General features: G+C 40.9%; 9 protein-coding genes and 1 tRNA gene. 5 read left to right on the forward strand and 5 right to left on the reverse strand.

Annotated features, from left to right (window positions below):
• Positions 1 to 426 precede the first annotated feature (426 nt).
• Complete coding sequence (locus ATH1_RS21510; RefSeq protein ID WP_010423594.1) at positions 427 to 600, reverse strand: hypothetical protein; 174 nt, start codon at positions 598 to 600, stop codon at positions 427 to 429.
• Positions 601 to 928: 328 nt separating this feature from the next.
• Here ATH1_RS21510 and ATH1_RS0115305 point away from each other — a divergent pair, with 328 nt between their 5' ends.
• From ATH1_RS0115305 to ATH1_RS0115325, 5 genes are all read left to right on the forward strand, one after another.
• Positions 929 to 2,146: an ATP-binding protein gene (locus ATH1_RS0115305; RefSeq protein WP_010423596.1), complete on the forward strand. Its 1,218-nt coding sequence runs from the start codon at positions 929 to 931 to the stop codon at positions 2,144 to 2,146.
• A 295-nt stretch (positions 2,147 to 2,441) separates the two neighbouring features.
• Positions 2,442 to 3,188: a sulfite exporter TauE/SafE family protein gene (locus ATH1_RS0115310; protein ID WP_010423598.1), complete on the forward strand. Its 747-nt coding sequence runs from the start codon at positions 2,442 to 2,444 to the stop codon at positions 3,186 to 3,188.
• A gap of 169 nt (positions 3,189 to 3,357) precedes the next feature.
• The gene (locus ATH1_RS0115315) at positions 3,358 to 3,690 is read left to right on the forward strand and encodes a cupin domain-containing protein (protein ID WP_029164166.1); all 333 of its coding nucleotides are present in this window, start codon (positions 3,358 to 3,360) and stop codon (positions 3,688 to 3,690) included.
• Between the two features lie 268 nt (positions 3,691 to 3,958).
• Positions 3,959 to 4,744: a PhzF family phenazine biosynthesis protein gene (locus ATH1_RS0115320; protein WP_010423602.1), complete on the forward strand. Its 786-nt coding sequence runs from the start codon at positions 3,959 to 3,961 to the stop codon at positions 4,742 to 4,744.
• A 420-nt stretch (positions 4,745 to 5,164) separates the two neighbouring features.
• The gene (locus ATH1_RS0115325) at positions 5,165 to 5,509 is read left to right on the forward strand and encodes a DsrE family protein (protein WP_010423604.1); all 345 of its coding nucleotides are present in this window, start codon (positions 5,165 to 5,167) and stop codon (positions 5,507 to 5,509) included.
• A 36-nt stretch (positions 5,510 to 5,545) separates the two neighbouring features.
• On the opposite strand, the gene ATH1_RS0115330 is transcribed toward ATH1_RS0115325, so the two are convergent.
• From ATH1_RS0115330 to hemG, 4 genes are all read right to left on the reverse strand, one after another.
• Entirely contained in the window at positions 5,546 to 6,802 is a 1,257-nt protein-coding gene (locus ATH1_RS0115330; RefSeq protein WP_010423606.1) for a 3-keto-disaccharide hydrolase, read from the reverse strand.
• 450 nt (positions 6,803 to 7,252) lie between these two features.
• Positions 7,253 to 9,502, reverse strand: a complete 2,250-nt coding sequence (locus tag ATH1_RS0115335) for a glycoside hydrolase family 97 N-terminal domain-containing protein (protein ID WP_010423607.1) — start codon at positions 9,500 to 9,502, stop codon at positions 7,253 to 7,255.
• A gap of 751 nt (positions 9,503 to 10,253) precedes the next feature.
• Positions 10,254 to 10,338 (reverse strand) — tRNA-Ser (locus ATH1_RS0115340).
• A gap of 253 nt (positions 10,339 to 10,591) precedes the next feature.
• The gene (gene hemG, locus ATH1_RS0115345; protein WP_044115430.1) at positions 10,592 to 12,010 is read right to left on the reverse strand and encodes a protoporphyrinogen oxidase; all 1,419 of its coding nucleotides are present in this window, start codon (positions 12,008 to 12,010) and stop codon (positions 10,592 to 10,594) included.
• Positions 12,011 to 12,359: the final 349 nt, after the last annotated feature.

Consider the following 12,359-nt stretch of genomic DNA (forward strand, 5'->3'; position numbering starts at 1 on the left):
TTGTGGAAAACCTATCTATGTTCATTTCATCTTAAATCTTATATCTAAAAATCTGATAATCTATTACGGCAATCTTTGCCATGCTCGTTTCATTTTACAAGTTACTTCATTAACACGGAAATTTCAAGTGACTTGTTAAGCTATTAGGCGAGTAGAGAATAATTGCGAAGCGGAGAAAGAGTGGTAGAAGTAGTTTTCGGATTTATAGTTTCTTGTTCCTGGTTTTGGTTTTGGAGTTGCGTGTTCGGTTGAGGCTAAGGTTAAGGCTAAGGTTAAGGTTAAGGCTAAGGTTAAGGTTAAGGCTGAGGCTGAGGCTGAGGCTGAGGATAAGGATAAGGATAAGGATAAGGATAAGGCTAAGGCTAAGGCTAAGGCTAAGGCTGAGGATAAGGATAAGGCTAAGGCTGAGGATAAGCCTTTCGCCCTTCAGCCTACGGCTTCCGGGCGGAAGGCATTGAAAAAGGAGATGACACAGTTTTTTGAACACTCCCCCTCAGCCTCAACCTCAACCTCAACCTCGACCTCAACCTCAACCTCAACCTCAGCCTCAATCTCAGCCTCAATCTCAGCCTCAATCTCAGCCTCAACCTTTTCTGCCATTGATCATTCTATATTTTTATTTTGATAGAATACAAATCTGTTTGATTATACCAAACAAATTTGTATTTTTACAGGCTATAAATTTAAGAATAATTTTTTGAGTCAGGTATTTGTATTATATGGGCATTTTGTGTAAAAAATAAATTCAGTGTTTTAAGAGCCCGGTTTAAAAAGCATCTTTGTTGCCAAACTCGTTGTTGTTTTTAATTTTTGCATCCTCATTAACAATAAGTTAACTCCGGTGCAAAAATTTAAAACGCCTTGATTTTGACAAAAATAGGCTTTTTATACTGCACTCATCGATCTGTTAAATAAATAATTTATTAGGATGATACTTCAAAGCACATTGGAACAAGTTATAAAACAGCAGGAAACACGCCTCAGAAATCTTGACGGAGGGCTCCCAAGGGAGGTATTACCTGAGATGAAGAGTTTATCGTCACATGCCCTTATAATTTCAGGGATTAGACGGTGTGGAAAAAGTACCCTGATGTTACAGATGATAAACAAAATGAATGATGACAAAATCCTGTATCTCAACTTTGAATCCCCGTTACTTTATGGCTTTTCTTTGAATGATTTTTCAAGATTGGATGCAATTATTGGCAAAAGGAAAGCTGAAATGCTTTTCCTCGATGAGATTCAGCTTGTTGATAAATGGGAAATATTTGTACGCCAAAAGCTTGACGAAGGATTGAAAGTTATTGTTACCGGATCTAATGCAGCGCTTCTTAGTCTGGAATCGGGGACTAAACTGACGGGCCGGCATATTACAAGGGAGCTTTTCCCCTTCTCTTATCAAGAGTTTCTGAGGTTTAAAAAAACGGGTCCTACTGTAAATAGTTTGAACCAGTATTTGTTAAATGGTGGTTTTCCTGAATATTTAAAAACAGAAGATGAAGAGCAGCTCATAACACTTTTTGATGACATCATCATGCGTGATATTGTTGCCCGTTATGGAATTAAAGATATAAGGAGCTTGCAGCGGCTGGCGGCTTTTCTGATTGCCAATGTAGGTAACCGGATAACTGCAACAAAACTTAAACAACCACTATCGATAGGAGCTACCAGCACAATTCTGACGTGGTTTTCGCATCTTGAGCTATCGTATTTGTTTTTCTTTGTCCCGATGTTCAGCCATTCAGAAAAAGCACAACTCATTAATCCCAAAAAAGTGTATGCAATTGATCCGGGAATGCCGGAATATGTTTCGCAGAAGCCGGAGCAGGACAGGGGACGGAGACTTGAAAACTTGATATTTCTGCATTTGCGACGAAAATATAAAGAAATATACTATCTGGATCATAAAGGAAAAGGAGAATGTGATTTTCTGGCCTTTAAGGGAGGTGTTGTTCAGGAGATCATTCAGGTTTGTTATGAATTAACGCCTGACAATTTGGACAGAGAAGTAAAAGGCATTGTGGAGGCAATGCGTTATTTCAATTTTTCTAAAGGGACTATTGTTACATTTTCTCAAAAGGACAAAATAATTGTCAATACGTACGAAATTGAAGTTGTGCCGGCGTGGGAGAAATTAGTCGAATAGACAATCAGGTCATCAGGCGGGTAGAGAATAATCGCGAAGCGGAGAAAGAGTGGTAGAAGTAGTTTTCGGATTTATAGTTTCTTGTTCCTGGTTTTGGTTTTGGTTTTGGAGTTGGGTGTTCTGAGTTCTGAGTTCGGGGTTCGGTTGAGGCTAAGGCTGTTCAAAAAAGTGTGTCATTCTGGGTAAAGCGAAGAATCTAATCATCTACTGTTAAAAAGGTTAATTGGGAACGCTTTTTGCGGGAATTTTGCGATATTGTTAAGCGTAATGAAAGTAATAAAGGAGAAATGCAATTATGGGTGAATTGACTGTATTGCTGATTGTGGTGAGTGGAGTTGTGATACTGATGTCATCATTATTGAAGGGGATGACGGGGTTTGGTTTTGCATTATTGGCGATCCCTTTTCTCTCTCTGATTTATCCCGTGAAGGTTTTGGTTCCGGCTATGACCATATTCAACCTGATAACAAGTGTAATTCTTTTGCTGAAAATAAGGGAACGTATCTCGTGGTATTATTTTATCCCGATGTTTGTGGCCAGTCTTGGCGGCATACCGCTTGGAATTTACCTTCTGGACTATCTGGATGAAGAGGTTTTGCGCATAATAATCGGCGTAACATTGATTTTTTTGTCTTTAAAGATGCTGTCAGGCATTCCTTTGGCCAGGCGGTTTCGGGATAAGCCGGTTTTCTTCGCGGGTTTTCTGAGTGGCATATTATCGGGAAGCGTTTCACTTGGCGGTCCACCGTTAGTGATCGCGATGAGCCGGAAGAATTACAATAAGGATCTTTTCAGGGGGATTTTTGCATGGTTCAGTGTGTTTAGTTCGTTTTTTGCATTGGCAGGATTTTATGCGAAGGGGATGATTCCTGGCGATTCACTTCGACTATCATTGTATTACACACCGTTGTTGTTTTTGGGCTCTTCACTCGGGAATAAACTTGCAGCATTGGTTAATGCAGAAAAATTTAAACGTGTTATTGTAGTGGTTAATGTTTTTACCGGTGTAATTACCGTGATATCGGCGATAATAAGTTTATGAGAACCTATTATGGTACCCATCAAAAAGGAGGAACTGCGAGGCCACTCTGAATCCCGCCCAGGGGGTGTGACTTTGAGAATAACCTTTTCGTGGTTCCGGGCTCTGACGTTTGTAAAAAGGGACGTTTATAGCAAATATTACCAAATATTACCAAATTCAAATGTATGGTATGACACTATCAAAATTTTTTAAAGGCAAACAGCTACCAGCTGAAAATTTGGGTGATGGATTATCCCGTAAGATATTGGGACACGACAGGGCAATAATGATGGTTCAGGTAGATTTTGAGGATGGTGCAATTGGTCAGGCACACCATCATCCGCACCGGCAAACGTCATATATTGTTTCGGGGCGTTTCGAGGTATCGGTTGGAAATGAAACTCAAACAATGGGTGCGGGAGATGCCTTTTATGTTGAGCCTGATGAAGTTCATGGCGTGGTTTGCCTGGAAGCCGGTACTCTGATTGATGTTTTTAATCCGGCGAGGGAAGATTTCGCTTAACAATCCTAACCTGTACATGCCAGTGCCAAAAATAACTAAAAAGCTAAAGTCATAATTTGTCGGATTAGCTAAGTGCTACGCAATTATTTTTTGTTGTCAACAAATGAGACGAATGACACGAATGACTGTCGCATCAAAGATGCGACTAAATTCGCGTTAATTCGCGTAAATTCGGTGATACAAACTACAAATGGCGCAGCCATTTATAAATATTTGTGCCAAAAAAATACAACAAAATTAGAGATAAGATACTGACAACACTAATAATATGAAATTACCTCTTTTACAGGTGGATGCTTTCACCAATCAGGTTTTTGGCGGCAATCCTGCTGCTGTGGTGCCTCTTCACGAGTGGCTTCCGGATGATGTGCTGCAACAGATAGCCATGGAAAACAATCTGTCGGAGACGGCTTTTTTTATTCCCGAAGATGACGGTTATCACATTCGCTGGTTTACGCCTTCGGTAGAAGTTAATCTTTGTGGACATGCCACTTTGGCTACCTCTCATGTGCTGTACAATCATCTCGACTATTCGGGGAAAATGATTCGTTTTCGTTCCCGGAGTGGTGATCTTTCTGTTCGGACAGAAGGCGATTACTATCTTCTGGATTTCCCGTCTGATAAGCCGGAAACGGTGGAAAGAGATGAACGTTTATTAAAAGCATTTGATCGTAATCCTGTTGAAGTTTTGAAAGGGAAGGCCGATTTCCTGGTCGTTTTTGACGATGAGAACTATGTGAGAGAAGTTGTTCCTGATATGGATATGATTAAGAAGCTCGATGCCGAGGGGGTCATTATCACTTCCCGCTCGGATGGCGAATTCGATTTTGTATCCCGTTTTTTTGCTCCCCGGCTTGGGATTCCCGAAGACCCTGTCACCGGCTCGGCGCATACCGTTCTGATCCCATACTGGAGCGATCGGCTTGGAAATGATACACTGGCTGCCAGGCAGGTGTCGAAGAGGGGAGGAGACCTGAAGTGCAGGTACCTTGGCGACCGGGTTGAAATAGGAGGCAGGGCCCGCACCTATCTGGAGGGAATTATTTATCTCTGAATTTAATGATGATGCGCGCCCACGCGTTTCGCGGCGCTCCCGGGTAATAATATCTTGGCGCTGCGTTGCCAAACGAAGGCGCGTTGACCAACACCATGGAGGCGTAATGCCGATCAATTCACATCATTCCCTTCAAGGTCTGTCCTGACAACGTAGCGGAAGCTAAGTGATCTATTTTTAAACACTTATATGCCGGATTTGTTTATAAGAACATTATGGTTAAACTTCCGGCGATGCTGGTTGGTGGCATCACCATACCGTCTACCTCTATGTTTTATTATTAAAGAGGTGCGGCTTCGAAAGTTGTGTAACCGGCACTTTCTGAACAGACACACATATTGTGAAAATTTTTTCGAGTTTATAGACGAGCACTAATTATCAGAGTGTTATTTAGCAAACCCTGTATAAAAGTAAAAATTTATGAGCAAATCAGAGAAAATAGCAGTATTATGGACCAGCGGGGACAAAGAGGTTGCAGAAAAGGTGGTTTTGATGTATACTCAGGGCGCCAAAATGCAGAGGTGGTTCGATGATGTTGTTTTGGTGGTATGGGGCCCATCCACTAAACTATTGGCCTCGGATGATTCGTTGCAGGAGAAAGTAAAAGGACTGATGGAAGCCGGCGTCAAAGTTCAGGCATGCAGTGTATGTGCCGGAGAATATGGCGTAACACGCGAACTTGAAAAGCTGGGAATTGAGGTTATTCCCATGGGACAGCCGCTTACCGGTTATTTGAAGGAGGACTGGAAGGTCTTGAGTTTTTGATATGAGTAGGGACGCGCGACTGCGCGTCCCAGTTGATTACAATTCATCTAACTTCAGATTCCGGAATAATATTTTGATATCGGCATTGTCATGGATTTGCAGGGCTATTCGACCTTGTGCCTGGCCTATTTTTTCATCTTTCAGTTCTACCATTTGTTCACCATTAAGCCAGGTGGTGACTTTTGAGCCTTCCAGACGAACCCTGAGGGTATTCCATTCACCATATTGGAGTACATCCTCTTTTTCTTGTGGTATTTGGACAAGCCAGCCACGACCGTACGATTCATATATACCCCCGGTGTCTTTGCCCGGAGGAGCAATTTCCACTTGCCAGCCACTAATTTTGGTGTCTTCCAGCATACTTCTGAAGAACAGTCCGCTATTGCCATTCCTGATCTGCTTAAATTCCAGTGTCAGGTCGAAGTCATCGAAATACCGGCGGGTTGCCAGGTAACCATATTTTTTTTCGGGGCCGTTTTCTGCTACTATAACGCCATCCTCCACGTACCATTTTTCATCGCCGTATTGTTTCCATCCATGGAGGTCAGTCCCGTTGAAAAGATCAAAAGATTGTGGCTTGTCGGGAAGTTCTCTGATTTTCACATTTCTGAACCAGGTTTTGCTGCCATGATCCTGCAGGCAGATAAGTCCCTTCCGTGCCTGACCGTATTCAGGTGCATTTTCCCACTTACCGCTGTTTTTGAGCTTGAACCATTCATCATTCCATGCTTCAAACTCTACAATTTTTGCACCGTTGAGCCAGTGTTCCACGTGACCATTGTCAAAGACGATGCGTGATGTATTCCATTCGGCCGCCGGCTTTATGATTTTTGCTTCGGGGTCGGCCGGGTACATGGCATAATCGGCACCTGTGAGCTGCCAGTCGGCCAGTTCCTGGGGGAAGTCAAGATCGTCAATCATCTGGTATTCGGGACCTGTCAGGTATGGCGCTCCAAACCGTTCATCTTCAATAACATGGTACATTACACCACTGTTACCCTGTGGCGAGATTTTCCAATCCCACTTGAGTTCAAAGTTTTTGTATTGGCGGTCGGTAACAATATCTCCGCCAATATCACCACCTTTGCCCAGGGCAATAAGACATTGGTCTTCGACAATCCACCCGGTAATCGTATCCGGCCCGTTGAACATGTGCCATCCATTGGTTGTGGAACCGTCAAAAAGGAGCTGCCAACCTTCGCTTTTTTCTTCCTGCGTAAGCTGATTTTGTGGTTGGTTGCATGCCATCAGCAGAGGAATTAACAAAATGAGTGTGAATGCGTTGTTTTTCATTAGTATATAATTTGTTTTTAAGATCGGATGGTGCTTTTTCCCGGTTTCGGCTATGCCTATTATATGAATATTTTTTGAAATTCCCGGGATTAAGTTTAAATTTTCATTATTAGTAACAGGCTTGCAAGATAAAAGGTAAAATTAGAATTGTTTGGTTTTTTTGTTGTCAGGAAGTAGTCATTGGTTTTTAATATGCTTCGAAACGAGTATAGCAAGGTATTCTACTATTAAAAATATGTAGAAATTCATGCATGCGAATTACATCCAACTTTTAACAAATTAGTTTTTTTGGATGAAACGAACATGAATTTTGGAGGGCCAAATTTTCAAAAGGGAATGACCAAAATTGGCTGACGCCGATGTTACGATTCATCATGAGTTCCATTCGACCAATAACTGAAGTAAATTTTGTGCGAATAAAAAATATGGATTAATATTATATTTTGAATATCAGTGTTCTACAACCAGAACTTTGTTCATTTTTATATTTTCATTTTCAATAACAAAAATGTAACTTCCATTTGGTAAGTTAGATACGTTGAGTTTAGTTCCGGCAAATTCTACAATTAATTTTTTGGAAAGCATTTTCCGACCCTTAAGTGAATATATTTTTGCGATGACTTCAGTACCAGATAATAAATTGGAGTGGAACCAGACAAAATTATCGGCCGGATTGGGGAATAATGACAAATCTTGCTCGTATTTTTTCGAAATGTTAACTGCTGTTGCATCCCCTAATTCTGTGAAAATTACGACTTCACCTCCGTTATCGTCTAATGACATCGACAATTCATCAGAGGTTACTGTTCCGTTTTCTTTTAATTCATCAAGGGTACTTATAATTTTTTCAATGGTTGCAGGAGCTTTATCCCGGTAGATAGTTACTTCATAGTTTTTATTTGGTTCCAGAAAATCAATTGGGATCACAACATCTTTTGCTAGAGAGTTATTCAAGGTGCCCAAAAACCATTTATCATCTTTTTTCCTCGCGTAGGAAACAAATTCGCCCATTCTACCGGCAGTAAGCCTCGAGTTATCCCAAGTGACAGGAAGAAATGAAAAAAGTTCAATTTCTAAAGGAACCTTGTAATTTGCAGGGTGTCCGTACCACATTATATGTTGAAGTGGGCTGAAGTTTACCACACTTAAGGCTAACTGGTGACCTCTGGTAGTTATTAATTTTGATGGATAATCGACTTCACTTTCCTTGTAGCAAATCGTGTAATCTGTTGCACCCGTCAACATGCGTGTAAAGGGGATTAGAGTAGTATGATTCCCTGAATGTGTTGACGTATATTCATTTCCCCTGACGCCTTCAGCTGTTAAAAGATTCGGGTATTTTCGTATCATTCCTGTTGGACGAAAGTTATCATGGACATTCACGACCATTTTTCTCTGGCCTGCCTCTGTGATTATGTCATAAATTTTTTTGATACCATTGGCTGAATAACCGTCCATAAACCCCAGTTTTAGTCCTTTGATTCCCCAGCTTTCGTAAAGATCGAACATCGCTTGATTGTCATAGTTATACCAGGCAACTTTATTAATATAAAGAATGATTCCTACTTTCTTTTCCCGGGCATATCCTGAAACTGTAGGCATATCAATTTCGTCAATAACATTCATTGGATCAGAAGCCGGGTTATTTTCATTTGATTGCCCGTAGCCCAAACCGTACCAGCCGGCATCAAACATCATATAATCAATGTTTAAATCATGGCAAAAATCAATAGCTTCAAGTGCTCCTTCTGTTGTTAGCGTGACACATCGAAATACAGTACCCGGTTTTACCCAGTTATAGGCAGAAGGGTCATAGTCATTGTTGTTTAAGCCGTAAAGCATCATCTTATTTGCAATCAATCCTCCGGGATTTTCGGCAATCTGAACGTACCTCCATGGTGTTTGAAACGGCAGTGTATGGTTACGGGTGCTTCCTATGAAGTAGGATTGAAGTACATTGCCTGTTCCCTGCAGGGCTATTCTGGCATAACCGTCATTTCCGGCCTCATTGATTACCAGAGCGAAATTATCGGATGTCAATGTTAAAGGGATTAGTGATTGCAGATCGTTGACTGGCGAAGGCGTATATCCTCTTTCATTATATGTTTCCCTCCAGGCAGTATATTGATGATTCAAATTGAATTGTGTGTATTCATTGTTCAGCCTGATTTCTGACGTGGCATTATTCTCAGGGAAATGATATCTGAACCCCACGCCATAGTCGTAGATTCTGAAAATAAGATCAAACTTCAGGTTTGATGCATTTTTAAAATTCAAAATTAGTTCAATGTAATGGTTTAAAACTTCATTTTTTTCACCACTTGGAAGTGTCAGAATTTCACTTGTTTCGTCAATAAGATAATTTTCAAGTGTCAGGCCTTTTATCAGATTACCTGTAGTCAAAGCAATGTCCAATCCTGATTGGGAAATAATCTCAATATTGTCTTTGTTTATCGAGTAACTTATCTTATCTGTTGAAACCGTTACATTCAGCTCTATTGTTTCGTTGGGTGATAGTACTGATTGAGTGAAAAAAGGTTCTTGTTCTGCTTTTAGCGGAGCCAGTTTAAAGGGAGCATTATAGATATCAACAGAATCGATCCGGAATGAGCTTAATTTATTTGGAGACCCGAATGTATGATTTGTTAATCCGATGATTATTAAAAAGAATGAGATTAGAATGGTAAATCTTTGCTGCATAGAAATTGGCTTATTATTTATTCAATTAGTGCGTTGGTTTTTTCAGAATTCACGGTGTCGGATATTTTATCTTTAAGAGATTTGAGCGCGGTCTAAAAAGCATCTTTGTTGCCAAACTCGTTGTTGTTTTAAATTTTTGCATCCTCATTAACAATAAGTTAACTCCGGTACAAAAATTTAAAACGCCTTGATTTTGACAAAAATATGCTTTTTATACTGCACTCAACCATTCATCATTTCATGCTAGTTTCATCCGTATATAATTTTTTTATTAAGGTCGGATGGAACTCGCATGCAAGAACTTATACATGTTCTGTTGTTGAAAACGTTGCCATGCTCGTTTCATCTGTATAAAATTAGTCTAAGTTATTGTACCAATGAAGCTTATCATACTTTAACTGGTATTGGATAATTAGCGGTTAGATTCTTCGCTCCGCTCAGAATAATAGACTGTCTAATGTCATTCTGAGGAGGCAACGACGAAGAATCTGTTCCCTGTTTTTGGTTTTTTTGATTATTAGAGGTTAGATGGTGTTTATACATGTTCTTTTGTGACAATCTTTGTCATGCTCGGTTCATCAGTATAAAATTTATTTTTAAAGTCGGATGGTGCTTTTTCCCGGTTTCGGGTAAGTCTAATATATGAATATTTTTTGAAATTCCCGGGGTTTAGTTAACTGATAAATTTATGGGAGGCGGTAATGTAATGTATAAAAAAAACCACCCTTAAAAAAGGATGGTTTCTTTTTTGCGGAGAGGGAGGGATTCGAACCCCCGGACCCGTGAAGGTCAACGGTTTTCAAGACCGCCGCATTCGACCACTCTGCCACCTCTCCGATAATTGATTGATTGCTTTCTTTTTTTGGAAACCGTGTGTTTCCTGATGAAACGAGCATGACAAGGTTTGTTACAAAAGAACATGTATAAAACTCAATCATGCGAGTTCCATCCGACCTTAATAAATAAATTATATATGGGTGAAAGCGGTTGCAAAATTAGGTGTTTTATTGAAATCACAAAAGCTTTTGTATAAAAAATGTTCAGAGTAGAGATGCCCCGCTGTGAATTTCTACTCAATTGATTTGTTTTTCAGGTTATTGATGGTTCTTCTTTTTTTGCATACAGTTCGTTTAATTCCCTTGCTATGGTAAAGCCCTGGCGGATTCTGTCGGCCATTCCGATGCCGTCACGCAGGTTGCCACCCACTATCAGACCGGGAAATTGTTTTTGGATGTTATTAACAACTTCCAGTCGTTCTCCTGTGCTTGTGCTGTATTGCGGAATGGCGTGATTATGCCTGAAGATGCGCATCAGGTCAGGTTGGCTGTCGGGTGTCATCAACATTCTTTGCAGTTCCGGGAGGACGAGTTTCCTGATATCTTCGTCCTTAAGATCAACTATGTCCTGATTGCGAACGCCTCCCAGGAAAACCGAGAGCAATGCACCACCTTTGGGCGCTCTGTTTTTCAGGAATGACGAAAGGAAGAGTATTCCGAGAACGTCGCGATGCTCTTTAGAAGGTACCAAACCACCAAAGGCCCGCAACGGGATGCCGCGCCATTCATTGTAACCTACCGAAACCTGCACAACACGGGCATACAACAAGTTGTTGATTTTTTGTTTTTCGTCATCTCTTAAAAAAGGCAGTATTGAAGGTATTTCGTGGGCGCCTGTGGTAGTTATTACTGCCTGGCTTGTCATCGTTTTAATTTCTCCATGCTGTTCGAATTTTACCGTGTAATGGTCTTCCGCCGGGCATACAGTTAATTTGTGACAACCAAGCTGAATTTCGTCATCGGTAAACTTGTTGGTAAGTGCTTTGATGAGGGTATCCAGGCCTCCCGACATGGAGAACATCTCATTGGTAGCCTTTTGGTGATATTTATAGAGTTGCGGATCGTGCTTTTTTTCCTGCATCTTTTCGGCTTGTTTTTTTAAACTGCCTTTGATGAAGCTGCCGTAGTTTTGCTCAAGATTGTAGAGTTTTGGTAAAGCATAGCGGGTCACCAAAAGTGACGGATCGCCGGCGTAAATGCCAAGAATAAAAGGGTCGACAGCATAATCGAGAAATGTTTTTCCCATTCGCCGTTTCACCAGCTTGTCGAGCGTTTCATCGGGATCCTTTCCTGGTTTTCTGAAGGGTTCTGTAAGCAGACGAAATTTGTCTTTCCATGAAAAGAGGGGAGTAGTGATACCACCTTTCAGACCTGACGGGAGATCGTGCCAGCGCCCGTTTTTCCATATCAGCCGCCGTTTGGCATCTTCATTGGCCGGTTCTATCTCAATGTCCGGGCCCAGTTCTTCAAAGAGTTCGGCAACTTCCGGATGGGAAATCATACCTGTGTTGGGGCCGCTTTCAAAAATAAAATCCTTTTCGCGATAAGTACGAATGGCACCTCCGGTTCTAAGGTCCCGTTCCAGAAGAGTAACCTGCCATCCCGTTTTTTTCAGGTTCCAGGCTGTTGAAAGTCCGGTAAGTCCTGCTCCTATAATTATTGCCTTCTTCATCATTATAAAATTGTCTTATGTTGTTTGTCCGATGCCTGCCTGCCGGTGGGTATAGATTTCGCTTGAATGCCTGAAGACAGTGCAGTCGGTGAATTTTATTCTAACCAACAAATAGATCATTAGATTTATGGATGGGTCCAGTCTAAAAAGCATCTTTGTTGTTTTAAATTTATGAAACGAGCATGGCAAAGATTTGCCACAATCAGAATATGTATAAGTTCTTGGATGCGAGTTCCATCCGACCTTAAAAATAAATTTTATACGGATGAATCCTCATTGACAACGGGTTAACTCCGGTACAAAATTTAAAATGCCTTGATTTTGACAAAAATATGCTTTTTATACTGCA

The organism is Anaerophaga thermohalophila DSM 12881, assembly GCF_000191885.1.
GTDB classification, from domain to species: domain Bacteria; phylum Bacteroidota; class Bacteroidia; order Bacteroidales; family Marinilabiliaceae; genus Anaerophaga; species Anaerophaga thermohalophila.